Origin of the sequence: Sphingomonas endolithica (assembly GCF_025231525.1) — a bacterium.
GTDB classification, from domain to species: Bacteria; Pseudomonadota; Alphaproteobacteria; order Sphingomonadales; family Sphingomonadaceae; genus Sphingomonas; species Sphingomonas endolithica.
The window spans coordinates 2,401,834-2,422,133 of the sequence record NZ_CP103057.1 but is presented as its reverse complement, the minus strand read 5'-3'; the positions used below and the strand labels follow the sequence as shown (position 1 = coordinate 2,422,133).

At 64.9% G+C, this 20,300-nt stretch carries 12 protein-coding genes; 5 read left to right on the top strand and 7 right to left on the bottom strand.

All coding sequences use genetic code 11. The features are described from left to right. Nucleotides 1-120 precede the first annotated feature (120 nt). Complete coding sequence (locus NV382_RS11410; protein WP_260596871.1) at nucleotides 121-1,347, top strand: glycosyltransferase family 2 protein; 1,227 nt, start codon at nucleotides 121-123, stop codon at nucleotides 1,345-1,347. Beyond that, nucleotides 1,344-2,909 carry a hypothetical protein gene (locus NV382_RS11405; protein WP_260596870.1) on the top strand — a complete coding sequence of 522 codons (1,566 nt, stop codon included), beginning with the start codon at nucleotides 1,344-1,346 and terminating at the stop codon, nucleotides 2,907-2,909. Before NV382_RS11410 ends, NV382_RS11405 begins: the two co-directional genes overlap by 4 nt. 143 nt (nucleotides 2,910-3,052) lie before the next feature. Here NV382_RS11405 and NV382_RS11400 read toward each other — a convergent pair whose 3' ends face one another. The 4 genes from NV382_RS11400 to NV382_RS11385 all read right to left on the bottom strand — a co-directional run bounded on the left by NV382_RS11400 (nucleotide 3,053) and on the right by NV382_RS11385 (nucleotide 10,983). After that, nucleotides 3,053-4,486: an MFS transporter gene (locus NV382_RS11400; protein WP_260596869.1), complete on the bottom strand. Its 1,434-nt coding sequence runs from the start codon at nucleotides 4,484-4,486 to the stop codon at nucleotides 3,053-3,055. Between the two features lie 146 nt (nucleotides 4,487-4,632). Continuing rightward, on the bottom strand, nucleotides 4,633-6,909 hold the full coding sequence (locus NV382_RS11395) for a beta-glucosidase family protein (protein ID WP_260596868.1): 2,277 nt from the start codon (nucleotides 6,907-6,909) through the stop codon (nucleotides 4,633-4,635). A gap of 11 nt (nucleotides 6,910-6,920) precedes the next feature. Then, nucleotides 6,921-8,447: a tryptophan halogenase family protein gene (locus NV382_RS11390; protein WP_260596867.1), complete on the bottom strand. Its 1,527-nt coding sequence runs from the start codon at nucleotides 8,445-8,447 to the stop codon at nucleotides 6,921-6,923. Between the two features lie 25 nt (nucleotides 8,448-8,472). Beyond that, a complete protein-coding gene (locus NV382_RS11385; RefSeq protein ID WP_260596866.1) occupies nucleotides 8,473-10,983 on the bottom strand; it encodes a TonB-dependent receptor in 2,511 nt (836 codons plus the stop codon). Nucleotides 10,984-11,009: 26 nt separating this feature from the next. Between NV382_RS11385 and NV382_RS11380 the strand changes: the two genes are divergently transcribed. Both NV382_RS11380 and NV382_RS11375 read left to right on the top strand, forming a co-directional pair. Next, nucleotides 11,010-12,368 carry an MFS transporter gene (locus NV382_RS11380; RefSeq protein ID WP_260596865.1) on the top strand — a complete coding sequence of 453 codons (1,359 nt, stop codon included), beginning with the start codon at nucleotides 11,010-11,012 and terminating at the stop codon, nucleotides 12,366-12,368. Further along, complete coding sequence (locus NV382_RS11375) at nucleotides 12,365-13,387, top strand: LacI family DNA-binding transcriptional regulator (RefSeq protein WP_260596864.1); 1,023 nt, start codon at nucleotides 12,365-12,367, stop codon at nucleotides 13,385-13,387. Before NV382_RS11380 ends, NV382_RS11375 begins: the two co-directional genes overlap by 4 nt. Nucleotides 13,388-13,657: 270 nt before the next feature. Here the strand turns inward: NV382_RS11375 and NV382_RS11370 are convergent, their stop codons facing one another. The 3 genes from NV382_RS11370 to NV382_RS11360 form a co-directional block, all read right to left on the bottom strand. After that, entirely contained in the window at nucleotides 13,658-14,944 is a 1,287-nt protein-coding gene (locus NV382_RS11370) for a glycoside hydrolase family 130 protein (RefSeq protein ID WP_260596863.1), read from the bottom strand. Between the two features lie 953 nt (nucleotides 14,945-15,897). Beyond that, complete coding sequence (locus NV382_RS11365; RefSeq protein ID WP_260596862.1) at nucleotides 15,898-16,233, bottom strand: ArsR/SmtB family transcription factor; 336 nt, start codon at nucleotides 16,231-16,233, stop codon at nucleotides 15,898-15,900. A gap of 6 nt (nucleotides 16,234-16,239) precedes the next feature. Next, nucleotides 16,240-16,710 carry an SRPBCC domain-containing protein gene (locus NV382_RS11360; RefSeq protein ID WP_260596861.1) on the bottom strand — a complete coding sequence of 157 codons (471 nt, stop codon included), beginning with the start codon at nucleotides 16,708-16,710 and terminating at the stop codon, nucleotides 16,240-16,242. Nucleotides 16,711-17,365: 655 nt separating this feature from the next. Between NV382_RS11360 and katG the strand changes: the two genes are divergently transcribed. Beyond that, on the top strand, nucleotides 17,366-19,594 hold the full coding sequence (katG, locus tag NV382_RS11355; RefSeq protein ID WP_418066684.1) for a catalase/peroxidase HPI: 2,229 nt from the start codon (nucleotides 17,366-17,368) through the stop codon (nucleotides 19,592-19,594). Nucleotides 19,595-20,300 lie beyond the last annotated feature (706 nt).

Genomic DNA, 20,300 nt, shown 5'->3' with positions numbered 1-20,300 from the left:
AAGACGGAGTCATGGCGCCCGAACCTTGATCTTAAAATCGAGGCAATTCCGGCCAAGGTTTCTCGCCGACGGCACCGTCCTGATCCTGACGGCAGGATTGCGGGCGGGATGGACACGCACATGAACAACGAATTGGCGCAGACGGCTGTGCACCCGCTGCAGGAGCCGGAGATCGCCCGAACGCCGCGGCACGCACCGCAGGTCGCGGCACGCGCGCGGAGCATGGTGCGATTGCCGAGCGCGTTCACCGAACCTGCGATCGGCCCGGCCGAGCTCTGCGTCGTCGTGCCGACCTATAACGAGCGCGGCAATCTCGATGAACTGGTGGCACGTGTCGATCGTGCGCTCGCCGGTGTTCGTTGGGAAATGATCGTCGTCGACGACGATTCACCCGACGGCACCGCCGACCATGCCCGCCACGTCTATGCGCAAAACCCCCGCGTGCGCGTGGTGCGGCGGATCGGACGGCGCGGCCTTGCCTCGGCCTGTGTCGAGGGCATGCTGGCATCGAGCGCACCGTACCTCGCGGTCATGGACGGCGACCTGCAGCACGATCCGGTGGTACTGACCCGGATGCTGGAGATTCTGCGCGAACAGCGCACGGATCTGGTCGCTGCGAGCCGGTACATGCCTGGCGGATCGATCGGCGAGTGGAGCCAGTCGCGTGCCGCGACCAGCCACCTGGCAACCCGGGTCGCGCGCGCGCTGACTCCGGTCGATCTCAGCGATCCGATGAGCGGCTTCTTTGCCATCCGTCGCGACGTGATCGACCGCTGGGCGCCGCGCCTGTCGGCGATCGGCTTCAAGATCCTGCTCGACATCGCGATGACCGCCGGCCCGGGCTTGCGCATCCGAGAGGTTCCGCTGCGCTTCGCCACGCGGCAGGAGGGGGCGAGCAAGCTGTCGCCGGGCGTCGCCTGGGATTATGCGATGATGATTGCCGACAAGTTGGTCGGCGATGTCGTGCCGGTGCGCCTGGTGGCCTTTGCCATGATCGGCGCGATCGGCGTGCTGGTGCAGCTGGCCGCCATGGCCGTCCTGCTCGGCCTTGCCGGGGCCGGCATCGTGGCCGCGCAGGCCATCGCGACGGCAGCGGCGCTGGTGGCGATCTACGCGGCGGACAATGTGCTGGCGTGCAAGCCCCGCCCGCGGCGTGGCCTACGCTGGATCGGCGGGCTGATCGGCTTCTGCGCGACCTGCAGCATCGGCGCGGCGGCCAGCATCGGCGTGGCCAAATCGTTGTCGGAATATGGCGCGGCTTGGCCGATTGCATCGGTTGCCGGATCGCTGGCCTTGCTGGTGTGGAATTATGGCGCAGCATCCCGCTATTCGTGGCGCGCGGCATGAGCTTCTCGTTCCCCGCGCAGACCTGGGCGCGGTCGCAGCCGACAGTCGGCAGCTGGCACCGTCTGCTTGCGCGGCCGCTGATGGTGCAGTTCGTCATCGCCATGACCTGCGCCTTCGCCTTGCGTGCCTGGCAGTTCGGCAACCCGATCATTCAGATCGACGAACAATTCTACCTGGTCGTCGGGGAACGCATGCTGCAGGGCGCTGTGCCGTTCGTCGATATCTGGGATCGAAAGCCCGTCGGCACGTTCCTGCTCTATGCCGCGATCCGGTCGCTGGGGGGCGAGGGGATCGTGCAATATCAGATCGCCGCGACCTTGTTCGCCGGCACGACCGCGTTCCTCATCGCCGCCATGGCGCTGCGCTTCGCCAATGCGCGGGGCGCTGCGCTGGCGGGATGCGCTTACCTTGCCTGGCTGTTGGTCTTCGATGGTTCGGGCGGGCAGACACCGGTCTTCTACAACGCCTTCATCGCCGGTGCCGCGCTGTTGATCCTGCAGGGGACTTCCCCCGGTGTGGATCGGCGGCGAATGGTGCTGCTTGGCGCCGCGGCAATGCTGCTTGCCGGTTTTGCGTTGCAGATCAAATATTCCTCGGTGTTCGAGGCGATGTTCTTCGGCTGCGCATTGCTGTGGCGCTGGCCGCGGGATGCCGCAGGTGTTCGCACGCTGCCGCTGGTCGCGTTTCTGTGGGCGGGGTGTGCGTTGCTGCCGACGCTGGCCGTCTGGGGCTGGTATGCCGCACACGGGTTCAACCAGGCCTTTGTCTATGCCAACTTCCTGTCGATCTTCGACCGCGCCGGATGGCCGCTCGGAACGCTCGCCGCGCGGCTCGGCAAGATCGTTGGCCTGGCCTTCCCGCTGCTCCTGTGCGCCTGGCTGGAAAGCGTCACGCGCCGTGGCGGCGAGACCGAGGACGCACGGCTTGCCCGGCAATTCGCACTGGCCTGGTTGTCAGCCGCGATCGGCGGTGTGCTCCTGTTCGGCACCTATTTCGATCATTATTTCCTGCCGGTGCTGGTGCCGCTGTGCCTGGTCGCCGCCAAGCTGCTGGGCGATCGCGCCGCTGGGGTCACGATGGTGGTCGGCGGTCGGCATCGAGCGATGTCCTTTGCGGTTTTCCTGACCGTCACCGCGGCTATCTGCGTTGCATTGGTGGTGCCGAAGCAGCTGAAGAACCGCGGGGCGGGCGCCGACGTCCATGCGGTGGCCGACGCGATCAACCGCTATCGCACAGGCTGCATGCTGGTGTTCGACGGCGAGCCGATCCTCTACCACCTGACCAACGCCTGCCTGGTGACAACGCGCATATTCCCCAATCATCTGAACGATGCGACCGAGGCGCACGCCAGCGGGATCGATATCACGGCCGAGATGGCCCGTGTGCTGGAGGTCGAACGCCCCGACATCATCGTTTCCGCGGACCGCTATGATCCGCATCCCAACGTGGCGACCGCGCAGTTGCTGCGTGCTGCGTTGCGCACCGACTATCGGCTGGTCTATCGCCGGAAGATCGGGTCGCGCGCGCGGCTCGTCTACAAACGCGTGCGCGACGCACGGTAGCGGCGCGCCGTTGCACTTGCCCCGATAAGCTCGGCATCGATCGCTGGATCAGTGATTCTGACTGGGTTGGCCCCGCACGTCACCGGTCAAGCCGGGAGAGGAGCAAGCTGCTTTATGCAGGCTGTAGGGCAAAAAGAAGTGCCCTATGTCGCGCCGTCAGCGTTTCCGGTCCGGTCCGCTGCCATCGTGAAGAACGCGATGCAACCGGAGGCGCCCGCGAGCGTCGCCGCCAGGACGGCGGCGGACCTGAACGCTCCGGTGAGGGCGACGCCGCTCTGCGCGATCACGGCGCCAGCCAACGCCGTCGCGATCAGCCCACCGGTGCGTGCGATGGCGCTGTTGAACCCCGAGGCCGTTCCAGTATGCCGGCCATCGACGGACGACAGCACCGCGGTCGTCAGCGGCGCCACGGCGCCAGCCATTCCGACCGCGATCACCAGCATCCCCGGCAACACGCTCGTCCAGTAGCTCGCCGCAGGATCGACGCGGACCAGCAGGAGGAAGCCAAGGCCGGTCACGATCGGCCCGATGGTCAGTGGCAGGCGAGGCCCGATCCGTTCGGTCGTCCTGCCCATCAGCCTTGAGGCGGCGCCGATCACCAGCGAGAACGGCAGCAGGGCGAGGCCTGCCTGGAGCGGCGTGTAGTTTCCGCCCACGATCAGCAGGTACGGCAGCAGGACCAGCAGCCCGCCCAAGGCGCCGTACAGCAGGAAGGTCAGCAACGTCAGCCCGACGAACGGGCGCGAGGCGAACATCGCAAGCGGCATCATGGCATTGCCGTCGCGCCGGTGCTCGACCCACACGAACACGCAGAGGAGCACGAGACCCATGCCGAGGCCGGCCCAGACCTGCGGCGACGCCCCATGATGGCTGGACCACAAGGTCAGCGACCATGTCAGGACGCCCAGCGCCAAGGTCGCCAGGATGGCACCAGGCACGTCGAGCGGCTGTTCGCCCTCCGCGCTTTCCTCCACGTACCTCCACGCGATCGCTATCGCGGCAAGCGCCACCGGCACGTTGATCAGGAAGATGGCCCGCCATCCGGCCGCGCCGACCAGCCATCCCCCCAGCGGTGGCCCCACGGCGCTGGCCACGGCTCCGGCAGATGCCCAGGTGCCCACGGCCCGGCCGCGGGACTCGCCCTTGAACGCGCTCCCGAGAATGCCCAGGCTGTTGGGCATCAGCAGCGCGGCGCCGACGCCCTGCAGCGCTCGGGCGGCCAGCAGGAGCGGGAGACTTGGCGCGATCGCGCAAAGCAAGGATGCCACAGCGAACAAGGCCGTACCGATGACGAGCACCCGGCGCCGCCCGAAATGGTCGCCCGCGGCACCGCCGACGAGCAACAGCGCCGATAGCGGCAGGAGATAGGCGTTCACGATCCACTGCAGCCCGGCAGTTCCACCATCCAGATCCCTGCCGATCGAAGGCAGAGCGACGTTGGTGACCGACCCGTCGATGAATGCCAGGCTGGACGCGAGCATCGTCGCGGCGAGTATCCACCCCGCATTCGGCGGCGCGGGCTCGGCTTCGTATCGCGCGGTCGCGCGCGGAGGGGCGTCGGGTTCGAATTGGCTCATAAGTCCATCGCGGGTGGCGTTCGGACCAGTGCCCAGTTTATCGCTCCGGAGCCAAGTCCTTTCTGCTCCGCTTCGGAACGGGGACCACCCGGACGCACCTCGATCGAGTCGTCGTCAGCGGCCGGATGGGCTCAGCGCAGCCTCACTCACCTGATCGCTCGTGCTTCGAGCTGGATCTCACCCGCGTTTTCGCGGTCGCCAGCGCTGCGGCCGATTTCGACCCGGTACCGTCCGGACGCGATTTCGAAACGGCGTGCTGCCTCGCTCCAGTCGGCGAGGATGCGCGGCTCGGCGGTGACGGTGACTTCCGTCGATGCTCCAGGCTGCAGGTCGACGCGTGCATAGCCTACCAGCCTGGCCGGCCACCGCCCGTCCGCCGGCCTGGTGTAGATCTGCGGGACGTCGATGCCAGCGACCTTGCCGACGTTCTTGATCGTGAAGCGGATCGTCATCTCCTTGCCGCCGGACAATATCGGCTTCGAGTAGACGAACTTCGCGTACGAGAGGCCGTGTCCGAAGGCGAACAATGGCTTCTGGGCCTTCGCCTCGTACCAGCGATAGCCGACGTTGCTGCCTTCCGGATAATCGACCGGGAAGTGATCAACCGTGACGCCAGATCCCCCGCCGCTGTTCGCGGCGGCGGTGGCTGCTGCAGGATCCTTGAGCCGTTCCAGCCCGACCGGAGCCGGGCGCGGCGCCTGCTCGGCTGCAGCGGGAAAGGTGATCGGCAGACGGCCAGACGGATTGACGGCGCCGAACAGCACGTTGGCGATCGCCTCGCCACCGCGCTGGCCCGGATACCATGCCTCGATGACCGCAGGCACGCGGTCAAGCCACGGCATCAGCACGGGGCCACCCGTCTCCAGCACCACGGCCATGCGGGGGTTGGCGGTCGCGACGGCTTCGATCAGCGCATCCTGACCGTCCGGCAAGGCTAGCGTCTCGGTATCCTGCGCCTCGGTCTGCCACTGCGTGGCGAAGACGATCGCGATGTCCGCCTTCTTCGCCGCGGCGGCGGCAGCGGCATGGTCGCCGCCATCGATGAACTCTACCACGACGTCGGGTGCCAATTTGCGGAAGGCCTGCAGCGGCGAGGATGCGTGGTAAGTCAGCCGAGCGAAGGATGCTGCCGCGCCGCTCTTGAGCGGGATTTCGATCGGTGCACCACCGACCGACCGCACCTGCGACGATCCTCCGCCCGACAGCACGCCGAGGTCGGCATGGCCGCCGATCAGCACGATGCGCTTGGCGGTGCGGGCAAGCGGCAGCATGTTCCGCTCGTTCTTCAGCAGCACGATGCCGGCTTCCGCGGCGCGCTGCGCCACGTCGGCATGGGCGGCATAGTCGATCGGTTGGACCGTCGCGCTGAGCGGCCGGTCCATCGCCCCGCTCGCGATGACGCCGGTAAGGATACGGCGCACCATCGTGTCCAGCTGCGCTGCCGCTACAGTGCCGTCCGCCACCGCCTTCGCCAACGGTGCGCCAAAGTAGAGCGCCTTGTCCAACTCTTGGCCGGATTGTTGGTCCAGGCCTGCATTGGCAGCCTTGACCGTCGAATGCACCGCACCCCAATCCGACATGACGAAGCCCTTGTAGCCCCAGTCCGTCCGCAGCACGTCGGTGAGCAGGTGGCGGTTCTCGCAGGCATAGTCACCGTTGACTTGGTTGTAAGCGCACATGACGGAGCCGGGCTGGCCGATCTCGATCGCGATCTGGAAGGCGAGGAGGTCGCTTTCGCGCAGAGCTGCCTCACCCAATTTCGCGTTCAGCACCATGCGCCCGGTCTCCTGGGAGTTGAGCGCAAGATGCTTCACCGTAGAGACGATGCCGTTGCTCTGCACGCCGCGAATCGACTCGCCTGCCATCCGACCGGCAAGCAGCGGATCCTCGCCGAGATACTCGAAGTTGCGCCCGTTCCAGGGATCACGGGTGAGGTTGACGCCGCCTGCGAGCAGCACGTTGAACGTCTTGGCCCGTGCCTCGGCGCCGATCATCGCACCGCCTGCATAGGCGATCGTCGGATCAAAGCTGGCCGCGGTGGCAAGGCTCGAGGGCAAGGCGGTGGCGACGTCGCCCTTTCGTTGCTCTACCTGGTTGGCGACGCCCAGACTGGCATCGCTCTCGCGCAGCGTCGGGATGCCAAGCCGCGGAACGCCAGGCACGTAGCCGGCTGAGGGGATGATGTCGGTCGGCATCCCGGGCTTGCCGATGACGAACGGCGGGAAGTAGCCATGAACCAGGCGGAGCTTCTCCTCGCGGGTCAGCTGCTCCACCAACCGCTCCGCACGAGCCTCCGCCGCACTCATCGATGCCGCCGGGCCGGACCCCGCCTGAGACGCGCGGGCAGCGGGCTCCTGCGCCTGGAGAGCAACGGACATGCTCGTGGCGAGCAGGGCTGCGATCAATGGACCTTTGAAACGCATAGCGGGACCTTTCAACTGGCAGCGGCGCTCTTGCGAGCGAGATGGTTCAACAAGGTGCGGTGGTCAGGCAGATGTCGAAGGGCGCCGGACGCGGCTTCGCGCACCTTGGCGAAGGCCGCGCCGGCGGCTTCGGGAGCGAGCGCGGGACCGTCGGCGGTGGTCGCAAACCCCATCCCATAAAGGATGTACTGGTAGCTTGCCGGTAGAAACGTCTCGCGGTCTAGATCGAAGTCGAACCGGACGGGCACGCGCTCGCGCCATTGCGCCAGCCGATCACGAAGCGTGTCCGGTATCGAGGCCGGATCCGTATTGTCGCGCCAATAGGCCGTGTCGGTGCGCTGGGTGATGCAATAATGCAGCTTGAGGAAGTCGACGATGCGTTCGAAGCGTTCGCGCATCAGCGTGTTGAACCTGCGCGCCGCCCCCTCGCGCGCGCCACGATCGCGCGTGCCGATCATCTCCACGAGCATCAGCAGTGCGTATTCGATGAGCGAAATGCCCGTGGACTCCAGCGGTTCGAAGAAGCCGGCGGACAGGCCGACCGCCGCGCAGTTTCCGATCCACTGCCGCTCGCGATACCCGGTCTCGAAGCGAAGCTGACGCGGAACGATGCCGTTCCCGAACGTGCCAAGATATCGCCGCAGCACCTCCGATGCCTCGTCGTCGGAGCTGTGCCTGCTCGAATACACGTATCCGATGCCGCGCCTGGCGTTCAATCCGATGTCCCACGTCCAGCCCGACGGTTGAGCGGTTGCGAGAGTGTAGGGGCGGATGGGCGCTTGGGGATCGTCGTATGGCACCTGGATCGCCAGCGCGCGGTCGTTGAACAGGACATTGCCCACGCCGATGAAGCGGGCGCCCATCTCGCGCCCGATCAGGCGTGAACTGAAGCCCGAGCAATCCAGAAAGAAGTCGCCCTCGATGCGGCGATCGCCCGGCAGCTTCAGCGCGGCTATGTCGCCGTCCTCGTGCAGATCGACGTCGCTGATCGTCGCCTCCACCCGTTCGACTCCGCTGGCAGTGGCAACAGCCCGGAGGAACCCGGCGAAACGCACGGCGTCGAAATGATAGGCGTAGTTCATGGGACCGCCGAAGTCGGCGTCCTCCTGACGCTTTGGCGCCAGATTGGCGCGCGCTACCCGCTCCTGCGCGGTCACGGCGTCGGCGTAGGAAGATCGGTTGCTGCCCTGCGCCAACCAGTGGGGAAGAAGGCCGGGATCGCTTCCGCCATAGGGCAGGTTGAACGGGTGGAAATAGCTGTCGGCGCCGGACTTCCAGCCGTCGAACATGACACCCTGCTTGAAGGTGGCGTCGCTCGCCCGCAGGAAGTCGGCCTCTTTCACCCCAAGTGACGCCAGCGTGGTGCGGATCGTGGGGAAGGTCCCCTCACCGACGCCGATGGTACCAATATCGGCCGACTCCACCAGGGTAATCGCCGCCCGAGCGCCCAGCTTGCGGGAAAGAAGGGCGGCGGACAGCCAGCCGGCTGTGCCGCCGCCTAGAATGACGATGCGCTGAGGGGATGTAGCGAACGTCATTGGCAGGGATCCTATCGAAGGGTTGTCAGAACGACGCCTTCACGCGGAGGCCCCACGTCCGTGGATTCTGATAGTTGGAGAGGAACACCGGCGCGTAGCGCGGTGCGCCTTGGGCACCGGCACTGGTGCGGATGTCATGGTTCTCGACATTCAGCAGGAAGGCTTCGATCACGAAGCTGTCCGTCGGCGGCGAGTAGCGCAGTGCGAGATCGGTGCGCGTATAGGCTTTCTGGCGGTCCCAGTTGGTCCCATAGATGCCACGCACCTGGCCAGTGGCAGCCGCGTTCAGGAACGGATTGCTGTCGCCGTTGAAGTAGCTGAGCCAGCTGCTGGTCTCGACGTGCGTCGTGACGCGCGGCGTGATGCTCGCGCCGTTGCCAAACTTGAAGTCGTGCTCGTAGGTGAACGTGCCCGAGAAGCGTGGCGCATGCGCCAGCTCATTGCCCTTCAGTTCGACGATCGATCCGGCCAGCGACGAATTGTACAGGCGACCATCGACGCTCTGCAGTTCGTCGAGCTTCGTGCGCTGCAACGCCGCAGCGATCTGCACGCGATCGTTGGATGTCACGTTAGCTACCAGTTCCGCCTCGAGACCGTAGGACTTCGCGCCCTTGGCGTTCTGCGTGACGATCTGGCTGGACGTGACATTGCCTGCCGCGTCGCGGAAGGTGACCGCCTGGTTCACCTGGTAACCCTTAAAGTCCGAATAATAGGCGGACATGTTCAGGGTCAGCCGGCGATCGAAGAAGCGCGACTTGAAGCCGGCCTCGTAGTTGGTGATCGTCTCGGGATCGGTCAGCTGGGCATTGTCCTGGATGTTGCCCGACTTGAACCCCGAGCTGATGCTCGCATAGCCGAGCACGTCCTGCGCAAGGTCGGCGTCGACCCGTGCCAGATACGTGAACTTGCCCCAGTCGCCCTTCACGTCGTTATTCGAGATTGCGAAGCCTGGCAGGAGAGCCACCAACTCCGCAGCCGTCGCGCCGGGATAAGCACCGAAAATGCCTTGGGTACAGGCGCCGCCCGGCAACTGCTGCGCCGGCGTGCAGCCGGTGCCGGCGAAGGTCACGTTGCGGCCGCCCTCGTCCTTCTTCCAATCGTGCGTGTAGCGCACGCCGCCCGTCAGGCGGACCGCATCGGTGAGATGGTATGTCGCCTGCGCGAAGCCCGCGGCGGAATCGATCTGGCGATGGGCCTGGATGAAGCTGCCAGCCCAGGAGAACGTGCCGTCGCGGTAGCCGTTGCGCTGATCGATGTCGAAGCGGATCGAGTTGACCTCGTGGCTGTAATAGGCGCCCAGGATCCAGTCGAGGCTGTTGTCGCCGGTGGACTTCAGCTGCAGCTCGTGGCTGGTGAAGTCGTAGCGGGAGTCGATCGTCCGGTTCTCGCCAAAAGCACCCTGGAACTCTGCGTTGCCAAGCCCGTCGCCGGTGCCGGTCGGGGGCAGCGCCCCCGCATCGGCGTCCGCCTGCGTGCTGCCGCCGATGCGCGAGAAGCCGGCGATGTAGCTGAGCTGCGCGCTGTCGCTGAAGTCATAGTCCATCGTCGAGCGAACCGCGACCGAGTAACGGTCGGTGTCGGGTGCCGTGTCGGCGAGCACCGACCAGCGATCGGTGCCAGCCCGCGGCGTCTGCAGCAGGCTGATGACCGGCGCACCCTTGTCGAGGAAGCCCTCGGCCGACAGGTTCCAGCGGAAATTGTCCGATGGGCGGAACAGCATCGACACGCGGCCCGAATATTGGTCGCGGGCATAGTATTTCTTACCGCCGGTGACGAATGCCGAACGGTTGATGCCGGGGATGTTGGGCGCCTGCTGATAGTCGGCATAGCCGTCGTTGCGCTCGGTCGCGAACGCGACGCGGAAGCCGAGCGTGTCGGATACTGGCAGGTTGAGCGTGCCACGGGTACCGACCCGGTCATAGTTGCCGACGACCGCCTCGACGTTGCCGTAGAACTTGTCGAGCGTTGGCTTGGCGGTGATCAGGCTGAAGGCGCCAACCGTAGCGTTGCGCCCGAACAGCGTGCCCTGCGGCCCACGCAGCACCTCGGCGCGTTCGAGGTCGTAAAGCAGGATCGTCGCACCCTGGGCGCGGGGAGAGTAGACGCCATCGACGTAGACGGCGACCTCGGGATCGGCGACCTCGGTATAGGCGCTATCGTTGCCGATGCCGCGCAGCGTCAGCAGCACGGCCGACTGGTCGCCCTGCTGGTTGAACTGGAGCGAGGGCACGAAGCGAGCGAGGTCGGTGACGTCCCGGACCTGCTGGCGATCGAGCGCCGCTTGGCTGAACGCGGATACCGCGATCGGGGTCTTCTGCAGGTTCGTCTCGCGCCGCGTGGCGGTCACGACGATGTCCTGGATCGCATTGGAATCGGCAGCTGGCTGGCTGTTGGTCTGCTCGGCTGCCTGGGCGCTGTTCGGCGTCGGATCGGGAGCGGCGGTCTGCTGGTCCAACTGCGCGTAGGCCGGCGTCGCCAGCAGAAAGAGGGTGGCGGCAAGCGCGGTGCTCGCGGCGAAGCCGTACTTCGTGGTCATGTCTTCTCCCCTAAGGAATGCCTGCTTTGAGCGGGCCTGGGCGCCCTCAACGATTTCTTGACATCGATGTCAACGCGGGTTTCGACCGCAAGGTCAGATTTTCCGTAGTCGTGTTGCGCAAAAGCATCAGCCCGCTACGATCACGCTCCATGGGTCACCACCGAGACGTTCTGGACGACCGGAGCGCCACCAGCCTCTTCCGGCTCTGCGTCGGCATCTACTTCATCGGGGGTTTCACCAATGCGCTGGTGGGCCTGCTGGTGCCACGCCTGCGCCTGCTCTTGGGGCTGAGCCACACGCACGCGCTGATGGTGCAGTTGGCGTTCCATTCCAGCTACCTCCTGTTCGCGCTTCCGATCACCGCCATTCTCGTCAGGGCGGGATATATGCGCGGGATCGCGGCCGGCCTCTCGCTGATGGCCGCGAGCGGACTTGCGCTAGCGGTGGCGACATCCACCCTGCACTATGCCGGCGTGCTGCTCGCGCTGCTGGTTCTGGCCAGCGGCGTCACGTTCCTGCAGATCGCCGGGAACATCGTCGTGCCCGTGGTCGAACCCATGGCGAGGGCAGTTCCGAGGATGACCATGCTACAGGGGTTCAATTCGCTGGGCACGGTGCTTGCCCCGCTCGTCGGCGCACGCTTCCTGCTGCAGTCGGCAAGCACGTCGACCAGCAGCCTGTGGGCGGCTTTGCCATTCGTCGGGACCGCAACGGCAACGGCGGTGCTGGCCATCGCCTTCATATCGCGGCGCAACCTGCTTCGATCCATCGGCCGACCGCGTCGAGCGTCAGCCGCTCGCCTATCCGACATCCTCTCCAACCGCAGGCTGCTGGCGGGCTCGGCTGCGATCTTCTGCTACGTCGGCGCCGAGGTGACCATCGGGACGCTGCTGGTCGAGTACCTGACATTGCCGACGGTCCTCGCCTTGTCCCCTGTCGAAGCCGGCCAGTTGGTGAGCCTGTATTGGGCGGGGGCGATGATCGGCCGCTTCGTCGGCGCCCGCTTGCTCGTCGGCAGATCGCCGGCGCGACTGCTGCTCGCCGCCGCCGCTGCCGCGACGTTGCTCGTCCTGGTATCGGTGGCGGCTACGGGGCCGGTCGGCGCGATCGCGCTGCTCGCGGTGGGCCTGTGCAACGCGACGATGTACCCGGTCATCTTCGCGCTCTCGCTACCCGACGACATGTCCACCGCGCCCTATGCGTCGATGGTGCTGTGCATGGCCGTGGTCGGCGGGGCGATCGTCCCATTCGCGACCGGTGTCGCAGCGGATGCATTCGGGTTGACTCCCTCGCTTCTCCTGCCGGCGTCCTGCTATGTGGTGATCATACTGTTCGCCTGGCTGCGGCAAAGAACCATGCCTCTTCACGTCGGGAACCCAGCATGAGCGTCATCACGATCAAGGATGTGGCAGCCTTGGCCGGGGTCTCGCCGAAGACGGTATCGAGGGTCATCAACGGCGAGGCGCACGTCCGGCCTGCCGTCCGCGACGCCGTCATGAAGGTGGTGGCGGAGCTCGGTTATAGACCTAACGAGCATGCACGCGGTCTTTCGAGTTCGCGCTCGTTCCTCATCGCGCTTCTGTTCGACGACCCCGCCTCAGGCTATGCGGCCGACGTGCAGCTCGGTGCGATCGAGCGCTGCCGGCATCACGGCCATCATCTTGTGGTGGAACGGATCGATCGCGCCATGCCCGACTGGCTGGCGGAGGTCGACGCTACGATCGCGTCGCTCCGCCCGGCGGGCGTGGTCCTGACGCCGCCGCTTTGTGACTGGAGCGAACTGACGGCGCTGCTCATCCATCGGCAGGTCCCCTTCGTCAGGATTGCACCCGGCTCGGACACCGTTCCCGCCGCTATGGTGACGATCGACGATTTTGCTGCCGCCGTCGACATGACCGACTTCCTCATCGGTCTCGGGCACCGGAATATCGCCTTTGTCGAGGGCATTCGCAGTCATGGCGCCGCAAGAAAGCGTCTTGCAGGATTTCGGGAGGCGATGACGCGCAAAGGCTACGAAATTCGCGAGGGTTGGATCTACGAGGGCGATTTCACCTTCCGAGCTGGACTTGCGGCCGGAGAAGCCCTCCTGAACCTGCCGAACCGACCCTCCGCGATCTTCGCCGCCAATGACGAGCTTGCGCTCGGTGTCCTGATCAGCGCCCTGCGCATGAACATAGCCGTACCTGGAGATCTGTCCGTCGCAGGGTTCGACAACGCGCCGATCTCCAGGATGGCGTGGCCGCAACTTACGACGGTGCAGCAGCCGAACAGGGAGATGGCTTCGGCCGCGGTCGATATCCTGGTCGACCCAAGCTACACGCACCTGCCCGCCAATTCGTTCTCCGAGAAGATGACCTACACGCTTATTCCCCGAGACAGCACCGGGCCGCGTTCGGCTGGCTAGCCGTTCCGTAGGCATTGGAGAGCTTCCGCCCAAGTGCCTCGCCGCTGCGAAGGCCGGTCCCGGCCAGCTAGGGACGAGATCGTTGTCGCTCAGCGGCCGGAACAAGGAAGGCGCTGAGTCATCTACCCTCGGCCACGTCCTCCTCACGCAAGCGCTTCGCATGAGCCGGGTCACTCGATCTCAACCTCCCGCTCGCCACCCGGATATTTCCCAGAGCAAAAGGTAATCGTCATCGGTTACGAGTAAGAGATGGATGCTGTCGCATAGAGGTCACGCAGGCACCATCACCGCCAGCAGGTCGTCGACCGATCCCACCGCAAAGGCGGTATATTCGTCACCGATCGCGTAAGGCAGCAGCACGCGTCGGTCGTGGAGCAGCGCGCCGCAGCTGTAGGTCACGTTGGGCACGTAGCCCCCGCGCTGTTCGGCACTTGGAAACAGCAACGGGGAAGCAGTCCGCGCAAGCACGCGCGACGGATCCTCTTTATCAAGCAGGCACGCCCCGATGCAGTAGCCTCGCACCATCCCAACGCCGTGCGTGAAGACCAGCCAGCCCTCGTCGATCTCGACTGGCGAGCCGCAGTTCCCGAGCTGAACGAACTCCCAGGGATATTTCGGAGCCATGATCGGCTGGCCGGCCTCCCAGACGTGCAGATCGTCGGAGCGGAGCAGCCAGATGCTCTCGCTGTCCTGGCGACCGAGCATCACGAACTGTCCCCCGATACGACGCGGGAACAGCGCCATGCCCTTGTAGCCGGTCATGGCGCCGGTCATCGGCCGCATCTCCACCGTGCGCAGATCGACGCCGCGCAGCAGCTCCTGCCGGGCTTCATGCCCGTCGAAGGCGGTGTAGGTGCCGATGATGCTGCGCACGCCGTCGTGATCGGTGAAGTTGACGAGGCGCAGATCCTCGACGCCCTGCCGCTGGCTGGGCAGCACCGGGAAGATCACTGTCTCGGACACGTCCTGGCTGTCCTCGCAGACCAGACGAACCCACTCGTCATGATGACGCTCGATGCAGGGTGGGACACCTTCCGGGCTTGGCGCATCCACGATCACCCGGTCCTCCGGACCCCACGTCCCGGTGCGGAACGTTATGGATGAGACATGGCCTTCGCCAATACCGCGAAGCGACACGACGAAGCGGATGCTCTGGTCATCGCCTTGCTCCTCCGGGGGAAGCGCCACGATGCTCGGGTTGAACAACGCTGCTGACTCGAATGCATATTCCTGGCTGAAGTAGGCACCGACCAGCAGCTGGTCGTCCCGCTCGAGGTCCCCGGGGCCAATCTGGTCGCGCACCTCTTCGAAGCGGCGGATCAGCACCTGTTCGACGTTGCGGTGGCGCTCGCGCATGGGCGTGAGCAGAAGTTCCCTCATGCGCCGGCGCATGTCATCGTCGAGGGCGCGGAGGCGGTCCGCCACGACCTGCGCCCGAGGCGTGCGGTTTACCGAGAAAGCGGTAGGATAGCCGAAGCTGAACGGACGGATGACCGTCCGCGACGGATCAGGCCTGAGCTGGACGTCCAGCTTGGTAAAAACGTCTGCGGCTTCCATGGACGGCTACTTTCCAGCAATGTCGCGCCGCGAGAAGCCGCGGACGGTCTGTCGCCAAACAATCGCGAGGCACTTAGGCTCCAAGCCCGGTCGGATCGACCCCGTCGGTCCCCCTTGCCCGTGCTGACGGCCATAGCCGTTCATCTCGGACGCCGCGCGGACGGCAGACATGCAGGGAGGCCGCTCGCCTGGCAGATGGCGCTGACGCTGACGTGGGCGAGCAGCGTAACATGCTTGAGCCCGACCCTCGGTAGGCCGAGGCGTCGGAACTTTCCGATTCGAACGTCGAAAGATCGCCGGTTGCTCCTTGGCGACCGGGTGGCGGGCGCGTATGTTCAGGGTCAGCCGGCCTAAAGGCATCCGCGCTCGTCTAGTCGCGAGTATCGGCCATCCGGTCACCAAGGCCATCGGTGACGCGCCGCCCTCAGGGGATGAGACCATGCGTGAAAGCAAAGGCGACCGGCAGGTCTCCCACAACCTTGTGACCATGCGATAAGTAACCCGCGGCGGATCCCGCCCTTCCACAGTCTGGACGACGGCGACGTCTCGCCATGGTCCCGGCGGAGGCTGCCGCTGGTCCGCGACCTGGGGACGATCGATGACGCAATGAAGAATGGCTTGTTGGCCGCGGCCGTCTGTTGGTGGCGTGCGAACAGGCGCTGCCTGGCACCGGCAGCGCCGATGCGAAGGCGCCGGCATCGCATGAGAGGAAGTGGGACGGCACCGCCCGAACATCGGCATGAGCGTTCCGCACAAGGCAGCCGTCCTGAAGGCGGCGGGCTGGTCCTTGTCGGCGAAAAGGGGGAACAACGAGTTGTCGAGGCAGGATGTTGCTTGGTCGTCCGGCGATGAGAAGATGGGGCCTTCTGCAGACTTGCCACCGTCAGACCCGTGGGCAGTCGACTCTCCGGCGCCGGAAGCAGACAGACAGAGTCAGAATGCTTCACCGAAGTTCAGCTGATCTCGTCACCAAATAGTGTCGCAAGGCGGTCGATACGGCGGTGCCACTCTGGCCGACGTTGGTCGATCCATGTTGCCAGCGCGTCCAATCCACCCATTCGTAGCTGGCAGGTTCGGACGCGCCCGATCTTCTCTGTGGTGATCAATCCGCAATCCTCAAGCACGCGCAGGTGCTGTACGATCGCCGTCAATGACATGTTGAAAGGCTCGGCCAAGGCCGAGACAGACAACGGGCCTCGCCCCAGCGCCTCCACAATTTGCCGCCGCGTCGCATCGCCCAAGGCGTGCAATATCGGTCCCGCGTCCGGCATGTCTTTGGGGGCAGCCATGGTTTGCTATGAGACCGTGGTGACCAGCTTGTCGAGTTGCGTCTGCCAGCCCATCTCCCGGATCTGCGGCCCGTCAGCGCCTTCGAAGAAGGCGCCTTGGAATGTGAGCACCAGTTCCGTGCCTCCTGCGGCGGCGAGCAACTCAGCTGTGATTAACGCAGCTGAGATATCTGCACTGCCGAACGTCATTTTCGACGCCCACACGATGCGCTCATTCGGGACAATGTTGAGGACGGTGTCAGTGTTGGCGATACTCATGCCTGCGAAGGGTGTGCCGTCCCGGAACCGATAACGCAGTCGCTCGGTGGCTCCTTCGCGCAGATCGCTCGCAAATTCCTCGACATCATGTTGGTCCCCCTCGGCGTACCAGCGGCGCTTCATGTCGGAATCCGCGAAGGCTTCGAACACACGCGCTGGTGGCGCAGCGATGACACGGCTCACTGTGAAGCTGGCGTGAGCGATAGCACTCGTGGTCATGGCAACTCTCCTATGGTGAAGTGTAAGCTTCACTAATTTCGGCAACCCACTTAGTCAAGCAGTCACTTCACTTTCTCGTCGTTTCATCTATCCCCAATCGGGAGAGTGTGGGCGACCTCGGACTGCGGCCGCTACAAACGGGCTGATCGCTGTTCGGGACAGGGTAACGACGACCTTGGCTGCGTATAGGACACCCTTCACGGCTTCTGACGCAGTTTGAAGCGCTTCCAGGCCATGGCCGACGACCCTCGCAGGGCGTGCGGAGACGAACGTACCCGCGGCAAAGGCATGCGGCAGGAAGTCGCAGTAGATCATCGGGCCGACCTCATCATCCTTCAGCATAGTCCGGAAGATGTGGGTCGCGTCAATGCCGGCCGGCCGATCCTTTGATCGTGCCAGTGTCGCAGCCACTCGGCGCGAGCCCGCGCATCTCGCTGCCACGGCGAAACAGTCGTCCATCCCAGCGGACGCGTGCAGCGTGCCCGCGTGAGGCCCGACCGAAATGGGCATGCTCATGCGACGTGAGCAGATACGACAATTGTCTGAGCGGCCGATGCGCTTCATCGACTAAAGCGATAGCGGAGATTGTTTCTATTCATTGGCTAAATCTGGTGATCCTTTTAGACAGGGTGGATTGCACAAGAGGAGCAAGAAAATGGCCGATGAAGATCCCAGCGCGCGCTGCCCGATGGGCGGAAAAGGCGGCGGTGCGGGCACTGCTCGCTCGCTGCTCGGCCGCAGCAACAAGGATTGGTGGCCCGACGTTCTGCCGGTCGAAATCCTGCACCAGCATGGGGTGTCGCCCGACCCGATGGGCGAGGATTACGACTATGCCGAGGCGTTCAAGACGCTCGACTACGCCGCGCTGAAGGCCGATCTCACCGCGCTGATGACCGACAGCAAGCCTTGGTGGCCGGCGGACTATGGTCACTACGGTCCCTTTATGATCCGCATGGCCTGGCATGCTGCGGGCACGTACCGCGTCACCGACGGGCGTGGTGGCTCGTCGTCGGGCCAGCAGCGCTTCGAACCGCTCAACAGCTGGCCGGACAACGGGAACCTCGACAAGGCACGGCGCCTGCTGTGGCCGCTCAAGCAGAAGTACGGAAAGCACATCAGCTGGGCCGACCTGTTCATTCTGGCCGGCAACGTCGCCATCGAGAGCATGGGCGGCCCGGTCTTCGGCTTCGCCGGCGGCCGCAAGGACGTCTATCAGTCCGAGGGCGATACCTATTGGGGCGCCGAGGAGCAGTGGATCGGGCACGCGGAGCACAAGTCGCGGATCCGCCCGGACGAGCAGCTCGAACTCGAGGGGCCGCTGGCCGCCGACTCGATGGGCCTCATCTACGTCAATCCCGAAGGCCCTGGCGGCAATCCCGATCCGCTCGGTTCGGCGCGTGACATGCGCGCGACGTTCTCGCGCATGGCGATGAACTCGGAGGAGACCGTCGCGCTCACGGCCGGTGGCCACGCCTTCGGCAAGACTCACGGGGCCAAGCCTGCCGAGAATTTCGGCAAGGAACCCGCGTCGGAAGCCGTCCACATGCAGGGGCTCGGCTGGCTCACGGACAGCGAGGAGATCGGCAAGGGCCATATCACCACCTCGGGCATCGAGGGTGCGTGGTCGAACAACCCGACGAAGTGGACCGGCGACTATTTCCGCCTGCTGTTCAAGTATGAGTATGAGCTGACGGAAAGCCCCGCGGGTGCGAAGCAATGGACGCCGATCAACCAGGAATGGGAAGACATGGCGCCTGACGCGCGTGATCCCAGCAAGCGCGTGCCGACGATCATGACGACGGCCGACATGGCGCTGAAGATGGATCCCGAGTTCCGCGCAATTTCCGAACGCTTCCGCGACGATCAGGCAGCTCTGGACGACGCGTTTGCGCGGGCCTGGTTCAAGCTGACCCACCGCGACATGGGCCCCAAGGTCCGTTACCTCGGGCCAGAAGTGCCGGAAGAGACGCTCATCTGGCAGGATCCGGTGCCTGAAGGCACCGCACCCAGCGATGCCGATGTCACGTCGTTCCGTGAAAAGGTGCTGGCCTCCGGGCTCAGCGTCGGTCAGCTCGTCAAGACCGCCTGGGCGTCTGCCTCGACCTACCGTAAGTCCGACCATCGCGGTGGTGCCAACGGCGCGCGTATCGCGCTGGAGCCTCAGAAGAACTGGGCGATCAACGAGCCCGCAGAGCTTGCGACAGTGCTTGCCAAGCTCAATGAGCTTCGCGGCGGGCTGTCGCTTGCCGACGCGATCGTTCTTGCAGGCTCGGTAGCGATCGAGAAGGCGGCAAAGGATGCCGGCTTCGAGATCAAGGTGCCCTTCACCGGCGGTCGCGGTGACGCGACTCAGGACTGGACCGAGGTCGAGAGCTTCGCATGGATGGAGCCGCAGGCTGATGGCTTCCGTAACTATCTGAGGACGCGGCAGACCGTGAAGACCGAGGAGCTGCTGCTCGACAAGGCTTCGCTGCTCGGCCTCTCGGCTCCCGAGATGACGGTGCTGCTCGGCGGGCTTCGCGTGCTGGGCGCAAACTATGGCGACAAGGCCGAGGGCGTGTTGACCGATCGCAAGGGTCAGCTGACCAACGACTTCTTCGTCAACCTGCTGGACAACGAGACCTTCTGGCAGCTGGTCGACGAGTCGAGCGACGAGGAGTTCATCGGGCATGACCGCGGCGGCAAGGGCGAGAAATGGCGCGCCACCCGTACTGACCTGGTCTTCGGCTCGAACTCGCAGCTGCGGGCGACGGCCGAGGTTTATGCTGAAAACGGGAACGAGGAAAAGTTCGTCAAGGACTTCGTCAAGGCTTGGGTGAAGGTCATGGATGCGGACCGTTTCGACGTAACTGCCAAGCCGGTGACTTCGAATATCGCCACCTGACCAGCGCTTGACCCGGGAAAGAAGGCGGTCGCGAGAGCGATCGCCTTTTTTCGTTTGTAGGCCGGTGAACGCACTGGCTGCAGGCATCCCACCCTCGGTGGTAAGAGGGTTTGGAGGTGGCCTTTGCTCCATCGATCAAATCAGCCGGTCCGCCGGCCTAGTCATGGCAGACGCCGTTCTGCCGAACGGTACTGCTGCTAATCCACATGTCGGATCACCCCGCTAGAGGTTCTCAAATCTGCGGACCGTGATGATTGTAGACATGAACGAATGGCCGGATTTGGGTCGCGACTGTCGGACACTGAGTTTTCGTCGCGGTGGTGCCCGCCGTCGGCTTACGTTAGATTGTTGACGTTGCCGTATTGATGCACTGGTTCTTCAATGGACTGCCAAGTTGGGGACCAATAGTTTGGATGTAACCTTCGAGCAAATCAGTGGCGCACCAAAGTCCCTCTTACTGCTCTGGTCCAGGATCGAGCGAACGGCGCGCGAAGAGGTCGCTCGCGCCATTGGCGGTGTTATCCCAAAGTCGGCGCACGGCATCGCTGCCGTTCTGAATGCGTGGGAGCAGTCGGTGATCGCGAAGCAGCAGCCAGCTTGTTTGCGGGTGTCCGCAGCCAAGGTCCTTCGTGCCCAACTTCAAGAGCACCTGGGAGTCCGCAACGGAATCTGCCACGGTCTGGATGATGTATCATGTGCATACGAC

Excerpts from the sequence above, each read along its gene's own strand:
- NV382_RS11370 (WP_260596863.1), bottom strand. The coding sequence starts at position 14,944 with ATGGAAGCCGCAGACGTTTTTACCAAGCTGGACGTCCAGCTCAGGCCT.
- NV382_RS11405 (WP_260596870.1), top strand. The coding sequence starts at position 1,344 with ATGAGCTTCTCGTTCCCCGCGCAGACCTGGGCGCGGTCGCAGCCGACA.
- NV382_RS11410 (WP_260596871.1), top strand. The coding sequence starts at position 121 with ATGAACAACGAATTGGCGCAGACGGCTGTGCACCCGCTGCAGGAGCCG.
- NV382_RS11395 (WP_260596868.1), bottom strand. The coding sequence starts at position 6,909 with ATGCGTTTCAAAGGTCCATTGATCGCAGCCCTGCTCGCCACGAGCATG.
- NV382_RS11365 (WP_260596862.1), bottom strand. The coding sequence starts at position 16,233 with ATGGCTGCCCCCAAAGACATGCCGGACGCGGGACCGATATTGCACGCC.
- NV382_RS11375 (WP_260596864.1), top strand. The coding sequence starts at position 12,365 with ATGAGCGTCATCACGATCAAGGATGTGGCAGCCTTGGCCGGGGTCTCG.
- NV382_RS11390 (WP_260596867.1), bottom strand. The coding sequence starts at position 8,447 with ATGACGTTCGCTACATCCCCTCAGCGCATCGTCATTCTAGGCGGCGGC.
- NV382_RS11400 (WP_260596869.1), bottom strand. The coding sequence starts at position 4,486 with ATGAGCCAATTCGAACCCGACGCCCCTCCGCGCGCGACCGCGCGATAC.
- katG (WP_418066684.1), top strand. The coding sequence starts at position 17,366 with ATGGCCGATGAAGATCCCAGCGCGCGCTGCCCGATGGGCGGAAAAGGC.
- NV382_RS11360 (WP_260596861.1), bottom strand. The coding sequence starts at position 16,710 with ATGACCACGAGTGCTATCGCTCACGCCAGCTTCACAGTGAGCCGTGTC.
- NV382_RS11385 (WP_260596866.1), bottom strand. The coding sequence starts at position 10,983 with ATGACCACGAAGTACGGCTTCGCCGCGAGCACCGCGCTTGCCGCCACC.